Origin of the sequence: Bordetella ansorpii, from assembly GCF_900078315.1 — a bacterium.
GTDB classification, from domain to species: domain Bacteria; phylum Pseudomonadota; class Gammaproteobacteria; order Burkholderiales; family Burkholderiaceae_B; genus Bordetella; species Bordetella ansorpii.
Genome location: NZ_FKBS01000029.1, coordinates 873,897 through 896,501 on the forward strand (window position 1 = coordinate 873,897; position 22,605 = coordinate 896,501).

Below are 22,605 nucleotides of genomic sequence, written 5' to 3' on the forward strand. Positions count from 1 at the left end.
CCAATAGGCAGCACCAGCCTTCCACTCCATCGGCTGAGATAGAGATACGAGCCGGCCATCAGCTGCAATCAAATCACCGTCATCCACCCGATCGCCTACATTGTCAGCCGATAGAAATCGCTCCGACCGCACCAGCAGATTCGCCTCAGGCAACGCAGTGAACCGTGTAGCGCAGTCCTGATACCGCAACTTGTTGTATTCCCTGTGCGCATGGATGTAGGCCTGCTGACTCAGCCTGACCCCGACCGACTCTATCCGACGGGGATTGATCGCCGATCGGTCCCCCGGCAGATAGATCGTCTGCGGAGCGTCGTTCGTGGGGTCGATCCACTGGTACTCGATGCCGTCATTGTCCACATCACTGCCATCCGTTCGCTGCTCTGACCCAGGCACCTTGTTCCGGTGGTTGAACAGCAACGTGCTGCTGGCTGCAGGCCGCTCGAAGAACAGCCGTATGACACTCCCGCGCCGATACGCATTGCAGAACACAGCAGCAGCCACCATCGACAGCGTCTCCTCGAAACTCAAATTCGACTTATCGAGCGTGTAGTTGAACTGGGCGACATCGACGCCGAAGTACTGCCTGATATCCTCCGCCGTCTGGTAAACGTTGTCGAAATCCACCTCCTCCGGCACGCAGTTCCCGATCAGCGGATCCAGGCAAATTGCCGCCACGATGTCAGCGACGTTGTTCGTGGCATACAGCTCAGTCGTGAACTGCGACCCCGATACCCGCCTGGGCAAGTTGCGGGTGACCAGCGCATTCAACTTACGCTCTTTAACCGCCAGCGCACCATCCGTCGCAAACGTCACCGATTGCACTGTCGTCAAGTCCCCGAAGTGGGCCTGGTCAACGTATCCGCAGGCATACATGTCCCGCCACTTGATTTCATCGACGGTTTGCCCAACGAATTCCGTATCGGTCGCCGTCAGCCGTCGTGCCCTGATTCTCCACGTCGCCCAAGGCGTGTTCGTCAGCACCACATCCAACGTCTGCGCCCGCGTCGACCGTGATGTGCCAGAACCGATCACCGTGGCATCGAAACGGTGAACGCCACCGAACGGCACCCCGTTCGCGTCCAATCGCTCGGCCTCCAATCGAAACGCCACGTTTCTCCGGTACTGCTGCTGCCCGGAGTCCGAGTACAGCCCGTTCAACGCGACCACGTTGGCGATCAATCGGCGAATAGGACGCTCCGACCGCACGGTAAACCAGCCAATCCAGCGCTCCGCCGTGGTTGCCAAGTCGGGAAACAACGTCACCGACTGCCCGCCAAACTGAGTCGCCATCACCGTCCAATCTGCATTGCTGCCAGCGGGATCATTCAGCGTTATCTTGTCGCCTACGACCGTGTTGATTGTGTACTGCCCTGAAAGGTCGAACAGGATCACACCGGACGGCCTGCTCAAGGTCGGGTTTCCCGTCGCAGGAGATACACGCGACCTCAGCTCGCGCCATGCCGAGCTGTTCTGGGTTACATCAAACCGCAGCGTCGTAAAACCCTCCGCACCCGAGAACTCATCCGGCGGCGTGTACGTCACACTGAGCACCGGATAGAGCCCGGCTAGATTGACCGATACCGACATGTTGTTGCCGGCATCCCCACCACCCAGCACCTCGAAGCGGACTACGGCGTTGCTCATCGTGACCAACTGCCCAGCAGCCCAGTCCCCGGAGTGATCGCCAGGCCACGCCATCTCACCCCATTCCTGCCCTGAAGATCCACCCGTATCAAATAGACCCGCATCGAGCGGAACGCTGTACGAGAACGTGCCGTCAGTCTGCCTTGCACCGCTCACCTGGATAACATCGCCAGGCAAGAAATACTCGGTGAAGTCGATGCCCGCATCCTGACTGAGTATCAGATTGGGCGATTGGAATACGGTAGGTCGTCGTATCACCCGTCCGGAATCCGGTGGCTGGAGCGTCTGACCGTTGACGCTATTGACGCGCTTCGCTGCAAGCACCGGCAACCCAATCGCATTCCCGATACGCAACTGCGGCGCATGCCCGCTGTTCGGCGAGGTGAATGGCGCGTACACCTCCACACTGGTGCCGGAGATCTCCTGCACCAGCGTCGTGTCATCCCGCACGTCCTGTATAGAGTAGGCGCCGCGGCCAATACACATGAAAGACACTTCTTTCTCGACGTGATCCTGGAACACCCGGTACGAGGGCGCCAGCAGATCAGGTGTGCTCCGTACCGTCCCGTAGATATCCGGCACACGGCCATTCACCCTCGGTTGATTGACGCGCTCCGACAACCCGTTATTGGGGGACTCGGAACGCACGTTTCTCTCGGTGCTGACCGGGGGATCCGGCGCAAGCGCCGACTGCAACATCATCGACGCTACAGTCATCGCGATCGCGACGAAGATCTGTATTGGCTCCCTCGGGAAAACCTCCACCACAAACGGACCCGGATACTGCCGCAACCGCCCCTCATCGGCCTCACTGGCCGGCGTCACGACTTGGTTGGTCGCCATGTCAACGATGCGCCCGCCCGCCGGAAACGTGCGGCCGAAGGTACTGCGCAGGAACGACGCCAGGTCCGAGACGGTATGCGTCTCCCGCTTGGCGTCCGGCGCTCGATACAGATAGACGATGATGCTCATGTCCAGAATCTCATGTTTCGGTACTGTATTTCCGCGACCTCCATCAGCACGAACCAAGCCCCACCCTCATTGAGGTGAAGAAGCCGTCGCTGATAGCAGACGCCGATGTGCAGGTCAGATGTACCCACCTCTTCCATCAACGCAATCGACGGACTCTCGGTGGGCCCAAGCTGCCGACGCATCCCCCGAAAAAGCGAGAGAACCCGCGCAGCCCTGAATGTCTGCTCATCGATCTGCGCCAGCCGCGTATCACCTGTGAGCAATTCCCAGGCATCCGCCGCGAAGTGAAGGCAGTGATAATGCTTACGGTCGTACTCGCGACCCAGCAACTCGTCGATGCTTTTCATCACAGAAACCCCAACAGCCCAGGGAACAGATCCGTGCGGTAGAGCATTCCGGTTCGGCTGATGTTCAAGCTCCGGGCACGAGCCTCGAACTGGGCGCCATCCTGGCCACGCACAATCGTCGGCGCCTCCAGGCGCAACGGGCCATACATCGGCCTGTCCAGCCGGTCGGACCGATACACCCGATAGACAACCACGGCAGGATGGGTCCGAAGCGTCCCGGCCTGCCGTGCCCGAGCGATCTCAGCGGGCAGAACCTCGCCCAGATCACCAAACGTCACGGAGATCCCGAAATCCAGGTCCCCCATTTCCGCCATAGGCCGCAATTGCATCGGCATCCATTCGAAGAACTGCTGCTCGCCGGACTCATCGCGCAGCCATAGCCCATCGCGGTAGTAGGGCTGGAAGCGATACTCGCGGGAGAAGCTGGGCTGACTTATGTGCAGGGTCTCAAGCTTGGCAGCAGACCCGCTATCACCCAGGTAGAAATCCACCTGATCCGACCAGTTATCCATGAGGCAGATCCTCGTTCACCAACTTTGCCAGCAAGTCCCAGACTTCACGGGCTGCCGCCACGCTGCCATAAACGGCCAGGAACAAGATGACCGAGGCCCAGTAGTCCGTACTGGGATCCCGAACTTCCGGAAGCGATTCGACCTCCAGTTGGGCAGACACCGTGTACACGTTCCCCGCGATGCTGACGAGCCGCAGCGTTCCAGGAACAATCCGAGCCGCATACTCCCGGACCGCTGCGTCATCGATGATCAGGTCGGCAAGAAACGGCGCACCGCCCGTGCGAGCGACGCTTCTCACGAAACCCATGAAGGCGCTGTACTCGTGCTCTTGCAGCAGCCAGGACGCGGTCAACATGTGCTCCTGCGGCTCCGGCGTGGCCCGATACCGCCCCGGACCACCCGCCAACTCGATACGCGACACGCCGAAGGCTGGCTCCCCGCCGTACCCAGCCTTCAACGGCTGGAATGGAATCTTCATCAGGTTCATCGTCGAGGAGATACGTTGAAAGTTTCAGTCATCGCCTTGTGACCACGACTGTTCGAGCGGCGTAGCTCTGCATCCATGATCCGAGGCACCCCATTTGCCAGCTTGCGATCGACTTCCAACAGCAACTCGCCGTCGCTCATCTGCCGCACATTCACCTCGCTGCCGCCGTAGTTGTGCACTGTGACCTTGGGAGCCGCAGCCACCTGTGATGGCGCCGCCCACTTCGGCTCCAACGCCCGGACGCCCAGCACGCCGTCCGGGCCGCGCTTCAGCGGCATGATGGCCTCGGGCCCCGCTTCCGCGAACACACCCGCGCCGGCAGCGAACGCGAAGAACTTCGGGCTGTTGTAAACCCCGTTTGAGTACCGAGAAAGGTCAGGACTGTCAGACACGCCGCCTTTCGCGAACTGGATGCCGTCCAGCAGCCCGCCGCCAGTCCCTCCGATGCCAGGCATGTCCGCCCCGGCCGTCGCACCAGCACCACCAGCCACCAGGCCAACAGCGCGCATGGCAAAACCGAACAACTGAGACGTGGCAGCCCGAGCCTGCATGCGCGCGATGTCGGCGATGATGCTCGTCGCCAGACCACGAAAATTCACCTTCCCATTCGTGATCATCTCGGTCAAGGCGTCAGAGAAGCCACCGAAGGCGTTGGTGAAGATGCGCTGCGTTTGCCCCATGACGTTGGCCGTGTCGTCCTGCCAATCCGCCAGCGCGCGCGAAGCGCCATTGCGCCAGTCGCCCTGGATCTCGACACGTCGCCTTGCATATTCGCGCTCGCGCTCGAGGGAGACCTCCATCGCTGCGTCGATCCCAGCGACGCCTTCCTTGTACTCGTCCGACCCAAGCGCACCGTCGCCGCCAATCCGGCGAACCCGCTCCGTGTATCGATCACGCACCCTGCGATACTGATCCGTGGCCTGATTCAAGGCGTCAACCAGCGACCGCTGGTCTCCCCCCATCGTCAAAGCGTTCAGGGACCGCGAGGCCTGCAGCCCGCGAGTCTCCTGATAGTTCTCCAGGTCGAGTCGCGTGGCCATCCAGACGTCGCGGATCTGGCTTCCGTACTTCTCGATCGCCGCGGCCTCTTGCTCTTGGGACCGCACAATCTCGGCCTGGATCTCCTTTACGCGTCCGGCATACCTTTCCCGCTCGGCCAACTGCTTACGCCCACCAGCCAGCTCCTCCTGCCGCTTAGCGATCGCAAGCTCATCACTCAGCGCGGCCCGCTGGGCCTCACCACGGCGCTGGATGAGTTCCACCTCAGAGAAATAGCCAATCGACCGCAGGCGCTCCAGCGTTGCGTACTCGATCTTGAGCGCCTCTTCGCGCTGTTTCGCCGCCTGTTGCAACGTTGCCAGTTGCCCACCAAGGGCGTTCTGACCTGCACCAGCGGCGTCCCTGTCTTCGAACTTCTTGCGCGTCGCAGCCTCCCGGTCGCGAATCGCCTCGGGCGTCACCAGATCACTGTTCGGGCTTTCAACCCTTATGGCAGCCTCCAAGCGCCGGTTTTCCTCCAAGGCCTTGTTCAGTTGCTTGGTTTTGCTTGTCTGCAGATCCAACTGGTGAAGCTTCGCAGCAGCTTCCACAGCTGCATCACGCGCGGCGGCGTTGATGCCCCCGCCCTGTGCCGCCGCTTCCTCCAGTGCCAACTGAGTACGAAGGTCTTCCGCCCGAGCACGCAAGGCAGAGAGTCGCGACCGCTCATTCTCTGAGACCGTTCCGCCGGAAGCAGCGACCGTGTCAACAATCGCCTGGCGCTCGCGTACCTGCTTTTCGAGCGCCTGAACCGCAGACACGCGCGGATCGCTTTCAACGCCCCACTCCTTCATCGCGGACCATGCCGTCTGGATGGCACCCGTCAATCCCCGCCAGGCGCGCTCCAACGTTCCCACCTGCGCCGCGGCCTTCGTCCCCAGGTGCTCGTGCAGCGACTGCGACAAGACCTGGATAGCCGCCTCGCGTTGACCCGCCTCCTCCAGGGTTCGAATCCGCTCCCACGTGGCAAGATCCATGAAGTGCATGGACTTGTTGTGGTCTTCTGCCCACTTCAGCACACCGTCGGCCATGCCGCGGAAGTCCTTCAGCACATCGTCGCTGGACTGTCCGCTGACCTTCGCGAACTGCTGCATGGTCCCGGCCAGGGTCTCGATGGTCTGTGCCGACAACCGACCATCACCAACCAGGCCCTCAATCATCGACTGCGCGGCCGACCGAGACCCATCCGCGCCAGCCACACGAGCGGCCATCTGCTGGATGCCCGCCGCGCTTGTACCCGCGTAGTTGCCGGATAGCTGCACCAACCGGTTCAGCCGCTCGATCTCGACGCTGCCCTGGTGCGCCGCATATGCGACGGCACCGATGGCCGCACCGGCCAACACCCACGGATTGATCATGCCCAGTACAGTCTGGGCAAGCGCCGCAGCGGCAGGGCGAATGCCGCCAAACATGTCTTTCAACTGCCCGCCCTGCTGCAGCAGCACGGTCAGGGGGGCCTGCCCACCCTGCAGCGACACGACGATGTCGGTCAGCTGAGCAGGGACACCACGCATCGCCGCAGCGGTCTGCGCCGCCGACACACCATACTTGTTCAGCTGAGTACCCGAGCGTGCCAGCTGCGTCTCCTGCGCCCGAAGCGCCTGGATGTAGGGCGATGCCTGCTGCGATACCCCCAGTTCCGCCGCGCGCAACTCCAGCAACTGGGACTGCGTCTTGCCAGCGGCCGCCGCCTGGCGCTCCAGCGATTGGATGAACTGGTTCCCGGCAATCGAGTACGCCTGGGCACCTGCGCTGGCGGTGCTTACCGCCCGGGTCATCGTTCCCAGCTGACCCGCCAGGCCGGCTGAGGCCTGGGCAGCATGCCCCATTACAGACTGAGTCTGAGCACCGAATTGCATGGTGGCCGCAGACGACGCGGAGAAAGCGCGCAGGAGTTCACCCGGGTCCGCCGTAAAAACGACCCCGATTCGACGCTGATCCATACTTGCCCCTATTGCGCGAATACAGCCAGCGCAGCCGACTCCATGTCGCGCACACGCCGGTATGTCAACGGCCACTCATCGCGATCAATGCCCAGCAGCGTCATCGCCGCCTGCACCTCCTGCGCTGGAATGCCCGTACGTACCGGCGTGCCGAAGCCTGGCGCCACCCAGGTCCAACAGGTCGCCAGTGAAAGGAATATCTCTAAGACGGCCCAGTTCTCAGGCCATACCTCGAACTCGGCCTCGTCGCCCTGTTTGCGCATGCTGGCTTCCGCCGCCGCCAAGAGCTGCGGTGGGGCGCCGGCCTTCCGCATGTCATCCAGAACACCCTGGTCGATGGAGAAACCAGCAGCCCTCGGGCGCGTCCGATGCGCCCAGAACTCGGCCGCCTCGATCAGTTTTTTACTTGGGGGACCGCCTGGTGCGCTTCGAAGAAACCATTGAAAAGCGGGATGACCAGTTCGGGGTAGTCGCTGACGGTGGCGCGCAGTTCGCCCAACGAGAACGCGACTGCGGCGCCATCTCCATCGGCGACGTCATGCCAACCGATGAGCACTTCTTCGATGAAGGCCATGTCACTCGGATACGGCCAAGCCGGGACAGCACTGCCGTCTGGCTTCAGCAACGGAGAAAGACCGGCGGCCAGGCGGGACTTGTTCTGGATCATGTCGTTCAGGTCGATCAGATCCTCCAGCGAATGGCGGCGATACTTCGCGGTGAACGCAATCTGAGCGGGTTTGCCATCATCACCACGGACGGTCAGGCCGATCGGCGTGGCCGCGGTGGAGCGTTTCGCTTTAACGAAAGGCATTGCGAGTCCTTTGCGCAAGGTGCGCTTACTTAACGACGATCTCGATTTCGTCGTTGCCCTGGCTGGGCTGAAGGTTGAAGTTCAGGTTCAGCATGGCGACGCCATCCTGATCGGAGTACGTCGGGGTGTTCACCTGGGTGGTGGGCATGCGCAACTGCACGATGCGGCCGGCGCCGACACCATGCGACAGGATCAGCGCCTGATCGCTGGCATCCAGCACCATCTGCGGCCAGTTCAGCTGCGCGATCGAGGGCAACTCCAGCACCAGCTGGCCGGTCGGCGTACGGTTCGTGATGGCCGCGCCCTCGCAACCGATCAAGGCACGCCACACCAACTGGTTTGCGATATCCGCTTGCAGCGACCGCAAGCACCCCGTGTAGGCCCCCAGCTGCCACATCGGGGTGTTCGCCTTCGTGACGCCTTGCGGAATCTGGAACCTGCTGAAGTCCGCACCGACGGGAAATGCCTCGTCAACGATCGGTACGTACGTCCCCATGAACCGGTACCGCATGAAGGGAATGCCCTTGGCGCTGATATCGAAGGACACCGAGCCCCGTGCGTCCGTGATCTTGTGCAGCAGCCCGTCGAGGTAGTAGTACAGCGTCACGAGTTCCTGGTTGGTGGACACCGGCGCGTACGTCACCTCTTCGCCCACGTCGATCGTCTCGCTGAATCCGCAGCCACGCAGCAGCGGACCCCAGGCGGGGGTATCGCCCGCGGTCCCGGCGCCGGCCAGCTCGACCTCAAATTCGGCCTGCGCATACTGGCTGACCGGAATCTGCCCCATGTTGCCCATGTAGGGCTTGAGCAGCGCACGGTCCACGTACTCGGCCGCGATGGGCGTGTGCGTGACATTACGCAGCAGGATGGCGTTCAACGCCGCGGTGGGAACGGGATCCGTGCCAGCCTCGGCCTGGATCTTTACCAGCATCAGCTGGTTGCGCATCGACTTGCTCATTGTGGCTCCGAAGGTTCGTCGCTGACGGCCGCGACGACACCCGGCGACGCATTTGCGCCGCTGGCCTCGTCGTTGCAACCGACGCACAGATTGGTGCGCGCCACCAGGGTGCGCTGGCCCGTCGCCGGGTCGAAGGTGTAAGAGCCGCCCTGCCCCGCGTAGGGATCGGGCTGGGCGGCATCCTGCGTGGTTTCGTCCATGGCGCCTCCTATGCGCTCAGGGAGTGTTCATCGGTCTGGTACGTGACCAGGTAGCGTTTGCCGGTGATCTGCCGGGAGAGGTCGGTCGCGACGTACTGCGGTTCGTCCGTGCCCAGCTCGACGATCGAGACCAGCCCATCCGCGACGAAGGCCATGATCACGGGATGCGCCGCCTCGAAAACCGCCTCCGTTTCCGCGAGGTGATCATCGCCCGCCGTGTGCACGGCCAGCCGGATCAGGCGCCCACGAGTGGAGCGGCCCACCGGCGAGGCCTCCACGTCTTCCTGGCCGGGCAACAGCGTGCAGACCTGCGAATCCTGCCGCTGGAGAGCCTGGATCGGAGACCCTTCGACCTTCAGGCCTGCGACGGTAAGCGCGTCGGATATCCCGGCGATGTACTGCTGTAGACGAGTCGTCATGCCAGCTTCTCCAGTTGCGCTCGCGTCCAGTAGCCATCACCCACGGCTGTGGGCACCTGACGCACTCTGTACTGACCCGTGTTCGCGCCAGCGAGGATCGCCAACTTCGTGCCCATCAAGACGAGACCCCTTACGTCAGCGGTCGTGAACTCGATCTCGTACCGAGCGCCGTGAATCTGCAGGCCGCCGATCTCGTCGATCTCATCGGGGCACTGGAAGTCCGCCATGAAATGCGCCGGCGGACTCGAATCGACGATATCGATCCGCTGGCGCATCCCGGCCTGGTCCGCAGCCTCGTCGAAGATGCCGTTGTCCCAGTCCATGCCGAGCCTTACTCGCCTGCCCCGGCACCGGCGCCGATCTTCAGGCGGATGACCGCCTTCGGGCGCGTCACCAGGTGCAGAGGGTTCGATTGGGACTCGATCTCGACGCCCTTGTTGAACCGGAGCACCTCGAGTTTGGAGTAGTACGGCAGCCCCTCGGTGTTGACCGTCTCCAGGTAGTCCGCCGGCGCGAAGCGAGTGATGGTCAGCTCGGGCACGCCTTCCGGCACCGCGATGGCCTCGTCGTTGGGGATGTAGGGCGCGGTGCCGCGCTTGCCGCGATAGCGCTCGTAGGTGATGCCGCCGATCTCGAACGTCTCGGCGGTCTTGCCCAGCAGCTCAGCGGCCCGTACCGTGTTCAGGTACGTCTCGCGCACCGACTTGTGATTGGTCAGCTTGCGCCAGAACTCGCGACCGCAGAACGCGCGCACGCCAGTGCTCGTCAACGCGCCCAGCGCATCTTCGATCTGATCATTCACTTCCTCGCTGCGCTCGCGCACCAGGGTGTTGGAGTTGTTCAGGTCGAAATACACGACGGCCTGCTCAATGCCGAAGGTCGCATACAGGTCGAGCAGCACCGTCTCGCCGTCGGCGTCGAGCACCTTGCCGCTGATAGCGCCCACGCGCTGCCATTCGTGCGTCATGTCCAACTGCTGGCGGTGCGTGCGCTGATACGCGGCCACGCGCTGCACGGCGGACTCCAGCTCCGTCGTGGATCCGAAGGCGCGGATGCCCTGGATTTCGTCCGCCATCATGGTGGAGCGCTCGGGCAGGTGAACCGTGTTGAACGGAATCTTCTTGCGACCGGCCAGCACGACGGGCTGGGCGTCACCGCCGCGCGGCTTGGCCGCCACGAGACCGATTTTCTGACCGTCGTAGTCGATCTGGACGACCGTGGTGGTGATCGGCGCTTCGGTGAAGAGCCCGAGCCGGCCGATACGGCCGGGCACATAGGGTTGTTCGCTGATCGCGGCGGCCAGGTTCTCGACGGAAAACGCCTCGTCCTGGAAGATGGTGATTTCGGCCATTGCGGCTCCTAGAAATGAAAAGGGCCGCACGAGGCGGCCGAACAAGGCTTGTTGAGAAAAAGCGGTTTTGTGTGGCGCTACTATTCGCGCACGATCACGCCGTTGGCGGCCAGGTCGACGCGGCCGGCGGCATCCAGGCCGATCAGCAACTCGCCGGCCACCTCCGCCTGGCGCACGATGGCCGTGGCCTTGACGTCATGCACGGTGGCGTCCACGGCGGCGTACAGCACGCCGGAGGCCGTGCGGCGGCCATCGTCGGTGCCGTCGTCGTCGTAGGCCACGTACTCGCCCAGGCCGGCTTTGATGGCAACGTTCCAGGCATCGCCCACAGCGAAGTCGGTCGAGCCGTCGGCAATGGTGAACGACAGACCGCCGGCCTGGAACGCCTCGCCGACCAGACCATCGCCGACCGTATCGCCGGTGGGATCGATCACTTCGAACTCGCCACCGTTGGCGGCGGCACCGATGATGCGCACGACGTAGGTACCCGTGATGGCTTCGCTGCTCACGGTGACGGTGCCGACCGCCCCGTTGCCGGTGTTCCCGCCAACCTTCGGGGTGACGGTCGCGGCGTTCGCAGCGGTGAGAACGGAAAGCAACTGGCCGGCCTGCAAGATGCCAGCACTAGCGCTGATGACCACGACCTGGCGGGACAGCTCGCCGTTCGCCTCGGACAGGATGAAATCGGCCGCGCGGGGAAGTTGATTGGTAAAGCCCATGGTGGCTCCTAGTTTCGGGGGGTTGCGGATTGTTCCCGGCGAGCTGCGTAGATCGCCTGGGGGTTCGCCCCGGAGCGCTTCGCCACCGGAGCCGGGTCGGACTGCTGTTTGTTATTGATTTCCGTGACGGCACGCTGCGTCACGTCGTCGAACAGACGCGCGCGGGCCTGCTCTACGCCCAGGCCCGCGGTCACCATCTCCGCCGCCATGTCAGGCAACTTTGCGGCCATGCACAGACCGGCAATCTCCTGCGCGACCTTGATGCGCGCGTCAGCCTGCTCACGTCCCATCATCCCGCCGCTGCACATTACACTTTCGGCCAGGTGCGGGATCTGCGCACTGCGGCAGGTAGCGAAAACATGGGCAGCCAGATCCCCCGCCGCCATGACCGCTGCAGCCGACACTGCGGCCGGCTCCGGCGGCGGCGCCGCCACAGTCGGCGCTGCGGCGACGGGTGTTGCCGTCGTAGCGGGCGGCTGTCCCCCTTGCTGCGCCGCGGGGCTTGCAGCCGTCTGTACCGGCGTCTCGGCGGCGTCCACCAGCCGCGCGATGGGTTCGGGCAGGTTGGCGAATTTGGAGATCAGGTCCAGGGACGACGCCGACATCGCCATCGCCACAGGCTCGATGATGGTGTCGCAAAAGCCCAACGCCTGCGCGTCAAGCGCGGAGAGCCACGTGGTGGCCTCCATCATCTCGACGATCTTCTCGGTGGGCAGGCCACTACGCCGCACATAGGCCGCGATCACGCTGTCGATGATGTTCTCCATCATCCGGATACTGGCCTTCAGCTCCGCCAGCGTCCCCCAGGTGACGGTGGTCGGCTCGTGGATCATGAGCTGCGCATTCTCGGGCATCTCGATCGTGTCGCAGGCGATCAGCGGCAGCGTGGCGGCGGAAGCACACACGCCATCCACCCGGCCTACCGTGCGGCCAGCATAGCGGCGCAGCTCGTTGTACATCGCAAACGCATCGAAGACGCTACCGCCGCCACTGTTGATCGCCACGATGATCTTCGAGGCACCCTCGGCGGCAGCGGCCAGCTCGGCGGCAAAATCCGCCGCCGTCTTACCCCACCAGCCAATGTCGTCATAGATCCGCAGCGTGACGACACGCTCGCTTGCCTCCATCGACACGCCGATGGAGTAGAAATTGCCCTTCTTAGCCATCTCGGCTCCTTTTCTGTTCAGACTGCCCCGTCGCCGGGGTCGGAGGGTGCATCGACCTGGCCGCCGCTACGATCAGTACGACGGGGATCGCTGTCGAAGACAAAGCCGCGTCTGTCGGCTTCATCCTGTTCAGCAGCGATTTCCTCGACCAACTGGTCGGGGTCATCACCCTGGGCGAGCACAACTGCCGCGCGTGACGTGAAGCCGGCCCGCACCTGATTGCGCTTCGCCTCGATGTCCTGCGTCGGGTTGAAGTACGGCCAGCCCTGCGGCACCCATTGCACGCGGAGGTACAGGTGTCGATTGCGATAGAAGTCCGGCATCGGGAAGCGGCCCGACAGCATCAGCGCATCCAGCCACGCAGCCCAGATCGGGCGACACCATTGGTGAATGACGCAGTGCCACTGGAACTGCTCGACCAGACGGTGGAACTCGTTGACGATGACGCGCAACGTGCGATCACTGACCCCACGCAGATCGCCCGCGGCTATCTCGTAGGGAATGCCCGTCGAAGCGAATGCCGCCATCAACTGCTGACGCATGAACTCCCCATAGTTGGCGCCGGCGTCCGGCGGTGCCGAGAACGTCACCTCCTGGCCGGGCTCCAACTCCTGCATCGTCCCCGGCTCCAAGGACACCATCGGCGTGCCATCAACGTCCACTCCATACGGAGCCTGATTCAGCGGGTCGGGCGGCAAGCCGCTTTCAACAGGCCGCGTCACGAACCCCGCGAACAAGTTGGAGACTTCCTGCCGATACATCACGGCGTCATCGAGGTTGTCGATGCTCTTGAGCCGCAACAACACCGAGGCCAACGCGGTGACCCCGCGGACCTGGCCGGCCCGAAGGACCGGATAGGCATGCACCACCTGGTCTGCAGGGACGGGTGTCGTTTCAGCGCCCCGCCACCCGCGCCCATACTCGCCGGGGTGGCTGCGATACAGGTGATAGCGCACCCGCTTGCCGATCTGGTTGAACTCGACACCGTCGATGACCTCGTTGCCGCCTGCCGCCTGCTGCGTCAGACCAATCGGCAGATAGTCCCCTTCCAACGCCTGCAACTGCAGCGGGACCACCAGGCCATCTTGCGGGCGCCGCAGCCTCATCCGAGTCAGCGTCTCGCCGTCGGTGAAGATGGCGCGAACTGCAAGGGACTGCAGGCCGTAGAAATCCAGACGATCATCAGCATCAGCCTGCGACACCCAGTCTGCAAACAGCGTTTTCAGGGCCTTGCGCACCGTGGGATCCGGGTGTTGCGGGTGGGGCTGGATGCCTGTCCCGACGACGTTCGAGTTCCAACGGCTCTCCGCCGTATGCGCCCACGGATCGTTTCGAGTAGCGTCACGGGCCCGCCGACGCATCAATCCCAACGACTGCGTGGCCGCCGCGTTGGGCCCGGCACCGGATGGATTCCAGTTCCGAACGCGGCTGCCACTGGCGCTGCCCCCTTCGTAAGCCGAATTCATCTGCGCGGACAGCCGCTGAGGCAACAACAGCCCGGACCGCACCTGGGGTACATACCTGCTCATCGAACCCCCTTGCCCGCGCTGCGCAGGCGAACGAACGGCTGCCGCCGCTTACCGGCCGCGCTGTCGAGATCGTTCTGGATCACCGTCCTCGCCTTGATCAGCTCGTCCATATCGCGGTATTTCACACGCTTGTCGCGGTACTGCACTTCGAGCTGGCTGCTGGCGATCGCCTTGTTGATCCGTTCCAGGTCCTGCTGGGTGTAAGAGGCCATATCAACGGCGCCTGCTCAGATGAGTTGATTGAGATGCCCGGCGAGCCGGGCGCTTTTGCTGCGCGACCACAGCCGCCGGGACCAGAGGCGGCGCCCTGGGCGGCGGCGGGTCGTCTTCCTGCTGGACGCCTGGAGCGGCCGCCACCGTCGAAGCCGGGCTGGCGAACAGGTCATGCTGCGCTGGCTGAACCTTCGCCTCCAGCGCGTCCCACCACGCGTCGGATTTGCGCTGCAACTCCAAGTGGTGCTCCAACCACACCATGTACGTGGCGCAGTCCCAGGTCTCGACCCGCTTGCGCTCAGCGGTCCAACGCGTCTGGTTGCCCGTCAGCGTCTTGCGAACTGCGCGAGCCTCGCCTGTGAACTGCTGGAACCACTCAAGCGACAGCTGGTTCGAGTAGTGGACGTAGCCGGGCCCCGGCGTTGCGACGGACATACGCCCGTAAAGCAGGTCCTTCGCCAGGTTCGTCCCAACGTGCCACAACACGACGCCCTTCTTGACCCGCTTACCATTCCAGTCGATATCAACAGCGGTGGCGCCGTCCTTGATCGACTTCTCACCGGACGGCCGCCCGCGCACAGCGAACACGCGTCGTCCCGCATGTTTGCGAGCAAACTCGTACACGGCATGCGAGTGATGCCCGCCCGAGTCAATGGCGGTCGCGTAAATCCGCATCGGCGGGCCGGCGTCGTGCGGATACTCGGTTTCGAACAAGAACGCACCGACGCGGTCCCATAGCTCTTGCTGCGCCGGGTTTCCGAAGAGCACTTTGTGATCTACGGTCCACAGTTCCCCACCACGGCCGTAGGCCCAGACCGAAACCTCCACACGGTTGTCCTGCGTGTCTGCCCCGGCCAACAAAAGCAGCCCACCGCGCGGCACCACCTGGAGAGGGAACGGCTCCGCACGCTGTTGCAATTCCTGCGCCTCGGTGCGCTCAATCTCACCTTCCCAGGTTTCGCCCAGGGTCGTGTTCCAGAACGCCTTGAGCGCCGAGTCATCGCCTTCCTGCGCCTTGCGGAATGCCGCAAGAAACTCGGCCACCAGCACCGACCACGCCGGACGCGGGCTGTAGGCCGTCCATACGTGAAACGAGATATGGTCGGGCGGATCGACAATCTCGCCCGCCTCATTCCGGAATACGCCGTGATGGTCGATGGTCGACTTGTCGTCGCCATACCAAAACCCTCGTTCAGCAACGGCCAGGTACTCAGCCTGCGTGATCAGCACGCCGCAGTGCGGGCACAGATGCCGGACTGAGGAAGGGTCCCCCTCCGCCCACTTGAACCCATGCCCCTGATCCTTGCCGCCCCAAGTGAGCGCGTGATGGTCGTCACAGTGCGGGCAGGGAATGTGATACGCGTAGCGGACCTTGGCCGCCTGGTGACGAGCGTCGATCTGGCAAAAGCCTCGGAGCTTTGGTGTAGACCCACAGACCAGTTTCGGGAACGTCGCCCCTTCAACCCGCTTTGCCGCCAACGACCGAGCGTCGCCTTCCTTATCGATGTCCGAATCGAACGCGCTGATTTCGTCCAGATACGCAGTGTCCACCGAGATCCGGCGGTAGTTCTTCGCCGCCTTGCCACCCCGCAAGTGCAACAGGCTGCCCAAGAACTTCTTCTGCAGCAGCGTGTTGTCCTTGTGCCTGGCCAGGTACGAAGGGAACACCTTGCGCATGACCGCGACGTCGCGCAACATCGGGTCCAGCTCAGTCTTGACGAACTCGTCGCGGTCATCGTCGGTAGGCTGCCATAGCGCCTGGTTCCGCCGCTTGTGCTCGGCGAAGTACCCCACCGCCGCCAGGATGATCTTGGTGTAGCCGACACGCGCCGACTTCTTCAGATCCACTTCACGGATGTCATCATTGCTGATGCAAGCCATGATCGCCCGCTGAAACGGCCACGCTTCCCAGCGCTGCTCGACGTACGACGACTCGGCGCTCAGATAGAAGTTCTTGGCAGCCCATTCGGCCAGAGTCATCGGCTCGGGTACGGCAAACGACGATAGACCTTTCGCCAGATAGCTCCGCACCACCGACGCGTCAGTTCGGTGGTGCACGCTCAACCCTCCATCAGCGCCTCCCCATCGGAGGCCATACCCTCTGTTTCGTCGCCCGGCACTTCCTCCTCAACCAGGTCATCCAGCGACACTGCTGCAGCGCAGTTACGCGCCCGTGCAATTTCTTTCCGTATGCTGTGCATGGCCGCTGCCCCCAGCTCGGGCTGCAATCGCTTGCAGTTGCCAGGGATCGCGTCCAGGATCGCCGCCACTCTGGATCCCGCCTTGCTCAGCACCTGCTCGATCAAAGCCACCGGCGCCAGCTCCTTTCGCGTCACGGCGTTGGCCATCTCGAACTTATCCGCCTGCGCCGCGGCCAACCGCGCACGTTCGCTGACCAGGTCAAGGCCGCCGTCATCGCCCTGCCGCCCTGCCGCCACCTCTCGCAGATGCGTGCAGTACTCCACCAGCCAGACAGCAGCCGGCTCGTCTTGCGTCAGCACCCCGCGCGACAGCAGATCGCTGACGGCGGGCTGCGAGATGCCGACCAGCGAGCCGAATGCGGCCTGGGTAACCGGCTGTGAAAGATCCATGCCTATCTCGCGGTCGACATGGCTTTCGCCAGCGCCGCGTCCATGTTGGTGGAGAACTGCTCGTTCTGCACTCGGTCGGCGATGCCGTAGAAGTCCAGCCGCGGGCGATATGACGGCGCCTTGCCGAACAGCCACACAGGCCGGACATCGGCCCCATGCGTACCTCGCTTGGCCCACACGCCCGCTGGCAGATGCTGCTGCCGTCCGTACCACATGCCCCGGCCGCGCGACACAACGTACGCCACGCCGTTGATCGTCCGGTAGCCTTCAGCGGTCTTACCGCGCTTCTCGCGCGCCTTGCGCGACCGTGCCGTCGCATTGGCCCGATAGCCCTGCTCGCCGAACAGTTGCAGATACGACAGCAGTTGCACGACCTGGCCGCGCGAGACGTTGCCGTACTGGTCAAGATCCGCTGCGGCGCCCGGATAGATGAACTGCCCGGGGGCCAGCAGGCCGGCCCTACGAAAAGCGTTCTCCGACCGCTTGCTGCCGCGTGCGCCGCCTTGAACTTGCGGCCCGAGAAACTTGTCCGCCGCCGTGTTCTTCCCTGCCGAGTCGCGGAACCTCACCGTTGCTGAGAGATTCTCACGCGAAGCGCGCAACACCTGTACCGCATTCACGGCGTAGGGCGTGGGCCGGTCGAACACCTGAGGCATCGCTGCCTTGATCGCCGCACTGGCCGCGTTCGCGGTCTCGTTCAGAGCCAGCGCCGTCGCATACGGCAACTGCCGTGCGGCTGACCCGAACTCGTCGCGCACCGCAGCCACCCCCACCAATCTGCCAGCCTTGAACATCGGCGCACCTCCCCTTCCCCATGGCATAACCCCCTAGGGAATGACCTGTGACTGCGGAGTTTGCGGGGTTCGAATTACCCTTGCTGGAGGGCTTTCCCAGGGGCCCCCGGCCCTGGCTGGCCGCAAATGAGATTCGATCTCATCTGCGCGAAGGGGCGACAGGCCCCGACCAACCCGCCCGGCCCCGCGCCCGCATCGCCGACTCAGTCATCGATGACGCGAGCAGCCAGCAGGACGACGTAAAAGAACAGGGCCCGGCGTGGTCGTCGGGCCCTTCATCGTCGCGTTTCGTCGCAAGCTCCGCAGGAATGTACCGGATTCTGCCCAATCCGGTTTACCTCTCATAATTCCAAATGTTACAGGGGCGTGTTGCGCGCACGGTACTCGCGCAGCCATTCCGCAATGCGCAGGTCGGCTTGCGCCAGGCGCCGCCAGAGCGTAGTCTTCACCACGCCCAGCTCGCGTGCAGCGTGCTCCATGGTGCGGGCCGTTCCCGCATGCCATACGGTCACCGCCGCCTTCAGTTCGGTTGGCAACGCACGCACAGCCCGGTCAGTCAGCCCGCACTCGATCTCATTGATGGGGATGCGCGCGCTCGGCGCAGGTCTGCAGTCGTCATCCCCAGGCGCCACCCCATCCATCAGCCTCGCGAGCGGATGCGCGGCACCCGTCCGCCCTGGCGCGTGCAGCCATTCGCCCCACGCGTCCAGCCGTCGCTGGACCACCTGATCCCGCCCCTTCTCGCTCATCGCCTATTCCTCCATCGCCGCCAGCATTCGCTGGACGAAATTGGGTTGCATGCATCGCCCTACGTCCTAAACAACCCTGGTTCACCAGCCAAAGGCCCCCCCTACCCCAGCGGCGCATTGCCCTGGAGCAGGGAGGAATACCAGCCCGCATTCGCGGATCCACGCCAGTGCGCAGGCGAGCGCACCCCCCGGGCGCGTGGATTCGGCCGCCCGCTGGATTTTTGGGGAACTGCCCCCCTAGGCGTGCCGCAGCACGCCCCCAGTACCGGTTGTGTCGAGGCATCGGTGCCTCGGTGTACTCCTCCCTGCCAGCCCATTCAGGCCCAGTTGCAGTAGCGTGGGGAGCCCGCAGAGGATTACGTCATGGCCTGCCTCGTATCCGCCTGTTCGGCGAGCTGCAGCGCTTCCGCGCTGATGTAGGTGCCCGACACCATGGCCCGCAGCTTGCGCAGCGCTTGGTGGTCGATTGCGGGGGTCTCTGGGTCGCCAGGCTGCGGCGACGCCAGTAGGCCGGCGATATCGCTGGCCTTGAGCTTTCCTTCCATGACTGCCGTCCGCATCGCGTCATCGCGCATCGTCGGATTACGGCCAGGCGACAGCAGCCATCGCATGGGTTGGCACGCATGCCTTGCCGCATGCACGGCGCGGTTGTATGCGGCCCGGAAGGCCACACGGGCACCGACCTCGTCGCCGCTGGCGAAGACGCCCCGCGCGACTGCAAAGGCCCGTGCCATTTCATCGGTCCAGACGACGGACGCATCCTCGTCCTGGGCGCACAACGCGATCGCCCACGCCTCGTCTGCCTCGGGCCGTCCGTCGCGCTCTGCCGCCCGCTGAATCTGGGACAGCACGTGCGCGGGTTGCGGCATCGTGCGGTAGCGCCCTTCCTCAGGGTCGACCAGGTACGCCTCGATGGCACGCTGGACGACCGACAAAGGGAAGTGCGCAACAGCACGGAAGAACAAGGCCTTCGCTCTGGCGCTCAGCACAGGCAGCTGACGCAGCTCCGCGATATCGTCCAGCAACTCGGCAAAGGCGTCGAAGTCGGCCTCACCCATTGACGGTCGCCCCGCGGCCAAAGAGCATTCGCCGCGCGTCGTCATTTACGCGCTGGCGAACTTCGGTGTCCTGGCCGGCCGACTGGCCAGGCGCAAATCGCTGCCCAGCGGCCACCAGGCCGCGCGATGGCGGCGACACGTGCTCGATATCGTCTTCCCATCGCTCCCCGCGCAGCCAGGTAGCGGCATGAGGGATCAGCCCTTTGTCGCGGCGCGAAGCCGCCCACGCTTGGGCATGCAATGGTGCCGCGGCCAACGCGGCACGCTGCTTTGCGGCGTTGAGGCTCTTCCAGGCCTTCTGGGCCTCCAGCTTCGCCACGCGACGCGGCCACACGGCCCAGAAGGCGTCGAAGGCAGGGGCTGCCTGTTCAGGCTCACTTGATGAGCCCTCGCCGAAGAGATCACTTTGCATCAGTTCTGCCCTCCAATACAGCATCGGTCGGCCCAGCCAACCGGAAGAGACCGCCACCATCCAGCGCCGCAGCGCAAGCCGGGTTGAGCCACAAGCACTCCGTCCGCACGGCAGCGCCACGAGCGGCGGCAATGCGGGCTGTGGTCGTATTCATCTGCCAACTGGCAAGATGGTTCTGATACAGCCCGCTTGGGTACCCGCTCAATATCACCATGCCAGCGAGCCCCCCCCCCAGTAAGAAGGTCCAACAGCGCGAGATGATCTTCTCTGGACATCTCGTGCGCATAGAACCGCCCAGGCTGTCGTGCCTCGGGGATGTATGGGGGATCGATATAGAAGAGGACGTCGGGCCCGTCATGCTGGCGAATCACGTCCAGCGCTGGCCGATTCTCGATCATGACGCCCGACAACCGCTCACCAACGGCAGACAGCGTTGCAGGCAGGCGTCGCCACAGGTCTTGGGCCGTCCCATACACGCGCCGGGTGTCGACGCGAAAGCCAGTGGCCCCCTTCGTTGCGCCGGCAGATCCGAATCCCATTTCCGCTCGAATCAATGTGCGCCGCGCGCGTTCAACCGGATCTTCGGCAACTTCATAAGCCGCTTCGAACTCGTCGCGTGCATATGGTGTCAACGTCAGTTGCTCGACGAGTAGCGCACGATCAGATGGCGACCTCAGCACTCGGAACAGGTTGACGACATCACCATCCAGATCGTTGTAGACCTCGGCATACGCACGATCTTTCTGAACCAGCACACCGGCCGCACCGCCGTACGGCTCCACGTAGCAACGATGCGGGGGGAAATGCCGGATTACCCAAGGGGCAAGCCGAAACTTCCCGCCGTGATATCGCATAACCGGTCGGATTACGCCCATGCGCACCCCGACTTTTCCTGCACTGAAAAGTGAGAATTAATGCGGAAAACCTTCGGTTGAAAAAATGATATTCCCGCCTCTTTTATACAGAAAATTTTCGCTTTACCATGGCGGCGTCGAATGGTTCGACATATTCCAACTTTTACAGGAGAAAGCCTTTTATGGAGAAAAATCAATCCACAGTAATCAGTATGACCAGTCAACAACGAGTGGAGCGCCTGAGGCGCTTCAGCCGAGACTTTGCACTCGCAAGCGACAACCTTTCCACCTACCTGAACAGCCGGATCAACCTCACCGAGACCGAGCTTGAACGGGCCGCCGATCTGGAGGGAGCCTTGACCGCCATAAGCCTGGAATGGTGCCGATTCACAGCAATGACAAGGCACTAGACGCAAGCTGACACATCCGTTGAGCATCGAGTACGATCGCTGCATCCAACGGAGTTCGATATGCGCCCTGCCTACGTCGAAGTGATGGTTTATATAGACGGCACCGCTGTCGTCTGCGAGGTTTCCACGCGAGTGCTTGATCATCTCGCTGACAGCGATGACCTGCACAGCAAAGCGGACTATCACGCGATCGCCGCTGCGAACTTCCACCTGATCGAAGCGGCAGCACGAACTAGGCCAGGTCCGCACATCACCGGCATGCCACTGCGCCTGGAACGAGCGCATTTCCCAGCGAAGCTGTAATCGAACAACGCCGCTTCCAAATCGGGCGGCAGCCGAATCGTAATGAGCGAACTTCTTTCCTGGATTGAAGGCCACCCCGGCGTTGCCGCATGGGTCCAAGCCGCCGGCGCAATTCTGGCTATCGTCGTCGGCTTCTGGCACGCCGCCCGAAGCCGACGCCACGAACGCGAGGCTGCCGAGGAGCGCGCCTGGAACGAGAAGTACGAGCACAAAGAGACCGTGCATCGCCTGGCACTGAACGCCTATGAGGCGATCAAGGACGTGCCAGGGACCGCAGCCGAGCTTCCTGGCACCGCTCGCGACGCGCTGATGAATCTTGCGCTGGTCGCGCGCCTGAATGGTGCGGCGCGGGCGCTTGATGCGATTGACCTGAAAGCAATCAACGACGCGCGGCTGCTTGATGCGCTGGCGTTGCTGCGAGCTTCCGTTGAAGCCATGCAGGCGATTGCCGGCGGACTCCGAAGTGCAGTGAACGACATTCGATTCGACGCGTTGTGGCAGATTCAAGCCAAGACCATCGACCAACACCAAGCGATCGCCAACCGCGCCTGGGGCGTCGTGAGCATGCACACCGCCGCATACCTGGATTCTCGCAAATCCCGCCGAGTGCCCCTCTGATCGGAGTTGATCAAACTGCAGCACTTGTCGCCCCTGACACATCAGACCCCAATTGATCGAGTGCCGACAGAAGCTGACGTAGGCGCGCCGGAACAGGAAATTCGCTCTCCTGGCGAAGTGCGGCATCCAATGCCTTACACAGGGCGACCTCATCGGTGCAACCCACTGCAACGAAGTATGCTATGACCGCATCGCCACTCAACGGGCGGCCAAAAATTTCACCCGCCGCACTCAGCAACGCTGCCGGGCGTGAGACATCAAAATAAGGCTTATCCATGGAAATCCGACTGGGCTCGAAGTTGAAGGGACACTCGACGGCGGCAATTGAAAACGCGATCGCGAAAGCGCTGAGCGAGCTGACCGGCACTGAGTTGCGCGTTCAGATTGACTCGCTTGAATTCGACGACAGCAGCAAAGCAGAGATCAGGGCGCGAGTCGCCCTCCCCGCGCGCACTTGACAATGGAAGCCTTGCGATGAGCGGGCACATGGGCGGCGACATCCTGGCC

At 63.3% G+C, this 22,605-nt stretch carries 28 protein-coding genes; 4 read left to right on the forward strand and 24 right to left on the reverse strand.

Annotated features, from left to right (window positions below; all coding sequences use genetic code 11):
* From A7W11_RS25675 to A7W11_RS27730, 23 genes are all read right to left on the reverse strand, one after another.
* On the reverse strand, positions 1 to 2,616 hold a 2,616-nt coding region (locus tag A7W11_RS25675), incomplete at its 3' end, for a host specificity factor TipJ family phage tail protein (protein ID WP_066420840.1).
* Positions 2,613 to 2,963, reverse strand: a complete 351-nt coding sequence (locus A7W11_RS25680; protein ID WP_066420842.1) for a hypothetical protein — start codon at positions 2,961 to 2,963, stop codon at positions 2,613 to 2,615. The genes A7W11_RS25675 and A7W11_RS25680, both read right to left, overlap by 4 nt.
* The gene (locus A7W11_RS25685) at positions 2,963 to 3,475 is read right to left on the reverse strand and encodes a hypothetical protein (protein ID WP_066420845.1); all 513 of its coding nucleotides are present in this window, start codon (positions 3,473 to 3,475) and stop codon (positions 2,963 to 2,965) included. Before A7W11_RS25685 ends, A7W11_RS25680 begins: the two co-directional genes overlap by 1 nt.
* A complete protein-coding gene (locus A7W11_RS25690; protein WP_156523234.1) occupies positions 3,468 to 3,953 on the reverse strand; it encodes a hypothetical protein in 486 nt (161 codons plus the stop codon). The genes A7W11_RS25685 and A7W11_RS25690 overlap by 8 nt, the downstream gene beginning before the upstream one ends.
* A 5-nt stretch (positions 3,954 to 3,958) precedes the next feature.
* Positions 3,959 to 6,943, reverse strand: coding sequence for a phage tail tape measure protein (locus A7W11_RS25695; RefSeq protein ID WP_066420854.1), 2,985 nt, complete (start codon positions 6,941 to 6,943; stop codon positions 3,959 to 3,961).
* Between the two features lie 8 nt (positions 6,944 to 6,951).
* Positions 6,952 to 7,206 carry a DUF1799 domain-containing protein gene (locus A7W11_RS25700; RefSeq protein WP_162270311.1) on the reverse strand — a complete coding sequence of 85 codons (255 nt, stop codon included), beginning with the start codon at positions 7,204 to 7,206 and terminating at the stop codon, positions 6,952 to 6,954.
* A gap of 131 nt (positions 7,207 to 7,337) precedes the next feature.
* Positions 7,338 to 7,754 carry a hypothetical protein gene (locus A7W11_RS25705; protein ID WP_066420859.1) on the reverse strand — a complete coding sequence of 139 codons (417 nt, stop codon included), beginning with the start codon at positions 7,752 to 7,754 and terminating at the stop codon, positions 7,338 to 7,340.
* 25 nt (positions 7,755 to 7,779) lie between these two features.
* The gene (locus A7W11_RS25710; protein ID WP_066420863.1) at positions 7,780 to 8,712 is read right to left on the reverse strand and encodes a phage tail tube protein; all 933 of its coding nucleotides are present in this window, start codon (positions 8,710 to 8,712) and stop codon (positions 7,780 to 7,782) included.
* The gene (locus tag A7W11_RS25715) at positions 8,709 to 8,912 is read right to left on the reverse strand and encodes a hypothetical protein (protein WP_066420868.1); all 204 of its coding nucleotides are present in this window, start codon (positions 8,910 to 8,912) and stop codon (positions 8,709 to 8,711) included. The genes A7W11_RS25710 and A7W11_RS25715 overlap by 4 nt, the downstream gene beginning before the upstream one ends.
* A gap of 8 nt (positions 8,913 to 8,920) precedes the next feature.
* On the reverse strand, positions 8,921 to 9,331 hold the full coding sequence (locus A7W11_RS25720) for a hypothetical protein (RefSeq protein WP_066420869.1): 411 nt from the start codon (positions 9,329 to 9,331) through the stop codon (positions 8,921 to 8,923).
* Positions 9,328 to 9,654, reverse strand: a complete 327-nt coding sequence (locus tag A7W11_RS25725; RefSeq protein WP_066420874.1) for a hypothetical protein — start codon at positions 9,652 to 9,654, stop codon at positions 9,328 to 9,330. The genes A7W11_RS25720 and A7W11_RS25725 overlap by 4 nt, the downstream gene beginning before the upstream one ends.
* Before the next feature lie 8 nt (positions 9,655 to 9,662).
* Positions 9,663 to 10,682 (reverse strand): major capsid protein, encoded by a 1,020-nt coding sequence (locus A7W11_RS25730; RefSeq protein ID WP_066420879.1) that lies wholly within the window; start codon positions 10,680 to 10,682, stop codon positions 9,663 to 9,665.
* Positions 10,683 to 10,762: 80 nt separating this feature from the next.
* Positions 10,763 to 11,401: a head decoration protein gene (locus A7W11_RS25735; RefSeq protein WP_066420883.1), complete on the reverse strand. Its 639-nt coding sequence runs from the start codon at positions 11,399 to 11,401 to the stop codon at positions 10,763 to 10,765.
* 8 nt (positions 11,402 to 11,409) lie between these two features.
* Entirely contained in the window at positions 11,410 to 12,567 is a 1,158-nt protein-coding gene (locus A7W11_RS25740; protein ID WP_066420884.1) for a head maturation protease, ClpP-related, read from the reverse strand.
* A 17-nt stretch (positions 12,568 to 12,584) separates the two neighbouring features.
* Positions 12,585 to 14,096, reverse strand: coding sequence for a phage portal protein (locus A7W11_RS25745; RefSeq protein WP_066420885.1), 1,512 nt, complete (start codon positions 14,094 to 14,096; stop codon positions 12,585 to 12,587).
* A complete protein-coding gene (locus tag A7W11_RS25750) occupies positions 14,093 to 14,308 on the reverse strand; it encodes a phage head-tail joining protein (RefSeq protein WP_066420891.1) in 216 nt (71 codons plus the stop codon). The genes A7W11_RS25745 and A7W11_RS25750 overlap by 4 nt, the downstream gene beginning before the upstream one ends.
* Before the next feature lies 1 nt (position 14,309).
* Positions 14,310 to 16,367: a phage terminase large subunit family protein gene (locus A7W11_RS25755; protein ID WP_235816971.1), complete on the reverse strand. Its 2,058-nt coding sequence runs from the start codon at positions 16,365 to 16,367 to the stop codon at positions 14,310 to 14,312.
* 2 nt (positions 16,368 to 16,369) lie between these two features.
* A complete protein-coding gene (locus A7W11_RS25760) occupies positions 16,370 to 16,900 on the reverse strand; it encodes a terminase small subunit (protein ID WP_066420895.1) in 531 nt (176 codons plus the stop codon).
* Positions 16,901 to 16,902: 2 nt separating this feature from the next.
* On the reverse strand, positions 16,903 to 17,694 hold the full coding sequence (locus tag A7W11_RS25765) for a hypothetical protein (RefSeq protein ID WP_066420901.1): 792 nt from the start codon (positions 17,692 to 17,694) through the stop codon (positions 16,903 to 16,905).
* 356 nt (positions 17,695 to 18,050) lie between these two features.
* The gene (locus A7W11_RS25770; protein WP_066420904.1) at positions 18,051 to 18,443 is read right to left on the reverse strand and encodes a hypothetical protein; all 393 of its coding nucleotides are present in this window, start codon (positions 18,441 to 18,443) and stop codon (positions 18,051 to 18,053) included.
* A gap of 356 nt (positions 18,444 to 18,799) precedes the next feature.
* Positions 18,800 to 19,501 carry a hypothetical protein gene (locus A7W11_RS25775; RefSeq protein ID WP_066420909.1) on the reverse strand — a complete coding sequence of 234 codons (702 nt, stop codon included), beginning with the start codon at positions 19,499 to 19,501 and terminating at the stop codon, positions 18,800 to 18,802.
* Positions 19,494 to 19,913 carry a hypothetical protein gene (locus tag A7W11_RS25780; RefSeq protein ID WP_082887483.1) on the reverse strand — a complete coding sequence of 140 codons (420 nt, stop codon included), beginning with the start codon at positions 19,911 to 19,913 and terminating at the stop codon, positions 19,494 to 19,496. The genes A7W11_RS25775 and A7W11_RS25780 overlap by 8 nt, the downstream gene beginning before the upstream one ends.
* Positions 19,913 to 20,788 carry a DNA adenine methylase gene (locus A7W11_RS27730; RefSeq protein WP_328587238.1) on the reverse strand — a complete coding sequence of 292 codons (876 nt, stop codon included), beginning with the start codon at positions 20,786 to 20,788 and terminating at the stop codon, positions 19,913 to 19,915. Before A7W11_RS27730 ends, A7W11_RS25780 begins: the two co-directional genes overlap by 1 nt.
* A gap of 161 nt (positions 20,789 to 20,949) precedes the next feature.
* Here A7W11_RS27730 and A7W11_RS25785 point away from each other — a divergent pair, with 161 nt between their 5' ends.
* The 3 genes from A7W11_RS25785 to A7W11_RS25795 are packed head-to-tail and all read left to right on the forward strand — an operon-like array spanning position 20,950 to position 22,098.
* Positions 20,950 to 21,177 (forward strand): hypothetical protein, encoded by a 228-nt coding sequence (locus A7W11_RS25785; RefSeq protein WP_066420920.1) that lies wholly within the window; start codon positions 20,950 to 20,952, stop codon positions 21,175 to 21,177.
* 60 nt (positions 21,178 to 21,237) lie between these two features.
* Positions 21,238 to 21,480 carry a hypothetical protein gene (locus tag A7W11_RS25790; RefSeq protein ID WP_066420923.1) on the forward strand — a complete coding sequence of 81 codons (243 nt, stop codon included), beginning with the start codon at positions 21,238 to 21,240 and terminating at the stop codon, positions 21,478 to 21,480.
* A 42-nt stretch (positions 21,481 to 21,522) separates the two neighbouring features.
* Positions 21,523 to 22,098: a hypothetical protein gene (locus A7W11_RS25795; protein WP_066420926.1), complete on the forward strand. Its 576-nt coding sequence runs from the start codon at positions 21,523 to 21,525 to the stop codon at positions 22,096 to 22,098.
* 10 nt (positions 22,099 to 22,108) lie between these two features.
* On the opposite strand, the gene A7W11_RS28205 is transcribed toward A7W11_RS25795, so the two are convergent.
* Positions 22,109 to 22,375, reverse strand: coding sequence for a hypothetical protein (locus A7W11_RS28205; RefSeq protein ID WP_156523235.1), 267 nt, complete (start codon positions 22,373 to 22,375; stop codon positions 22,109 to 22,111).
* Between A7W11_RS28205 and A7W11_RS25800 the strand changes: the two genes are divergently transcribed.
* Positions 22,374 to 22,556, forward strand: coding sequence for a hypothetical protein (locus A7W11_RS25800; protein ID WP_066420933.1), 183 nt, complete (start codon positions 22,374 to 22,376; stop codon positions 22,554 to 22,556). The two genes, A7W11_RS28205 and A7W11_RS25800, sit on opposite strands and share 2 nt — an antisense overlap.
* Positions 22,557 to 22,605: the final 49 nt, after the last annotated feature.

Excerpts from the sequence above, each read along its gene's own strand:
- A7W11_RS25680 (WP_066420842.1), bottom strand. The coding sequence starts at position 2,963 with ATGAAAAGCATCGACGAGTTGCTGGGTCGCGAGTACGACCGTAAGCAT.
- A7W11_RS25685 (WP_066420845.1), bottom strand. The coding sequence starts at position 3,475 with ATGGATAACTGGTCGGATCAGGTGGATTTCTACCTGGGTGATAGCGGG.
- A7W11_RS25690 (WP_156523234.1), bottom strand. The coding sequence starts at position 3,953 with ATGAAGATTCCATTCCAGCCGTTGAAGGCTGGGTACGGCGGGGAGCCA.
- A7W11_RS25695 (WP_066420854.1), bottom strand. The coding sequence starts at position 6,943 with ATGGATCAGCGTCGAATCGGGGTCGTTTTTACGGCGGACCCGGGTGAA.
- A7W11_RS25700 (WP_162270311.1), bottom strand. The coding sequence starts at position 7,206 with ATGCGCAAACAGGGCGACGAGGCCGAGTTCGAGGTATGGCCTGAGAAC.
- A7W11_RS25705 (WP_066420859.1), bottom strand. The coding sequence starts at position 7,754 with ATGCCTTTCGTTAAAGCGAAACGCTCCACCGCGGCCACGCCGATCGGC.
- A7W11_RS25710 (WP_066420863.1), bottom strand. The coding sequence starts at position 8,712 with ATGAGCAAGTCGATGCGCAACCAGCTGATGCTGGTAAAGATCCAGGCC.
- A7W11_RS25715 (WP_066420868.1), bottom strand. The coding sequence starts at position 8,912 with ATGGACGAAACCACGCAGGATGCCGCCCAGCCCGATCCCTACGCGGGG.
- A7W11_RS25720 (WP_066420869.1), bottom strand. The coding sequence starts at position 9,331 with ATGACGACTCGTCTACAGCAGTACATCGCCGGGATATCCGACGCGCTT.
- A7W11_RS25725 (WP_066420874.1), bottom strand. The coding sequence starts at position 9,654 with ATGGACTGGGACAACGGCATCTTCGACGAGGCTGCGGACCAGGCCGGG.
- A7W11_RS25730 (WP_066420879.1), bottom strand. The coding sequence starts at position 10,682 with ATGGCCGAAATCACCATCTTCCAGGACGAGGCGTTTTCCGTCGAGAAC.
- A7W11_RS25735 (WP_066420883.1), bottom strand. The coding sequence starts at position 11,401 with ATGGGCTTTACCAATCAACTTCCCCGCGCGGCCGATTTCATCCTGTCC.
- A7W11_RS25740 (WP_066420884.1), bottom strand. The coding sequence starts at position 12,567 with ATGGCTAAGAAGGGCAATTTCTACTCCATCGGCGTGTCGATGGAGGCA.
- A7W11_RS25745 (WP_066420885.1), bottom strand. The coding sequence starts at position 14,096 with ATGAGCAGGTATGTACCCCAGGTGCGGTCCGGGCTGTTGTTGCCTCAG.
- A7W11_RS25750 (WP_066420891.1), bottom strand. The coding sequence starts at position 14,308 with ATGGCCTCTTACACCCAGCAGGACCTGGAACGGATCAACAAGGCGATC.
- A7W11_RS25760 (WP_066420895.1), bottom strand. The coding sequence starts at position 16,900 with ATGGATCTTTCACAGCCGGTTACCCAGGCCGCATTCGGCTCGCTGGTC.
- A7W11_RS25765 (WP_066420901.1), bottom strand. The coding sequence starts at position 17,694 with ATGTTCAAGGCTGGCAGATTGGTGGGGGTGGCTGCGGTGCGCGACGAG.
- A7W11_RS25770 (WP_066420904.1), bottom strand. The coding sequence starts at position 18,443 with ATGAGCGAGAAGGGGCGGGATCAGGTGGTCCAGCGACGGCTGGACGCG.
- A7W11_RS25775 (WP_066420909.1), bottom strand. The coding sequence starts at position 19,501 with ATGGGTGAGGCCGACTTCGACGCCTTTGCCGAGTTGCTGGACGATATC.
- A7W11_RS25780 (WP_082887483.1), bottom strand. The coding sequence starts at position 19,913 with ATGCAAAGTGATCTCTTCGGCGAGGGCTCATCAAGTGAGCCTGAACAG.
- A7W11_RS27730 (WP_328587238.1), bottom strand. The coding sequence starts at position 20,788 with ATGGGCGTAATCCGACCGGTTATGCGATATCACGGCGGGAAGTTTCGG.
- A7W11_RS25785 (WP_066420920.1), top strand. The coding sequence starts at position 20,950 with ATGGAGAAAAATCAATCCACAGTAATCAGTATGACCAGTCAACAACGA.
- A7W11_RS25790 (WP_066420923.1), top strand. The coding sequence starts at position 21,238 with ATGCGCCCTGCCTACGTCGAAGTGATGGTTTATATAGACGGCACCGCT.
- A7W11_RS25795 (WP_066420926.1), top strand. The coding sequence starts at position 21,523 with ATGAGCGAACTTCTTTCCTGGATTGAAGGCCACCCCGGCGTTGCCGCA.
- A7W11_RS25800 (WP_066420933.1), top strand. The coding sequence starts at position 22,374 with ATGGAAATCCGACTGGGCTCGAAGTTGAAGGGACACTCGACGGCGGCA.
- A7W11_RS28205 (WP_156523235.1), bottom strand. The coding sequence starts at position 22,375 with ATGGATAAGCCTTATTTTGATGTCTCACGCCCGGCAGCGTTGCTGAGT.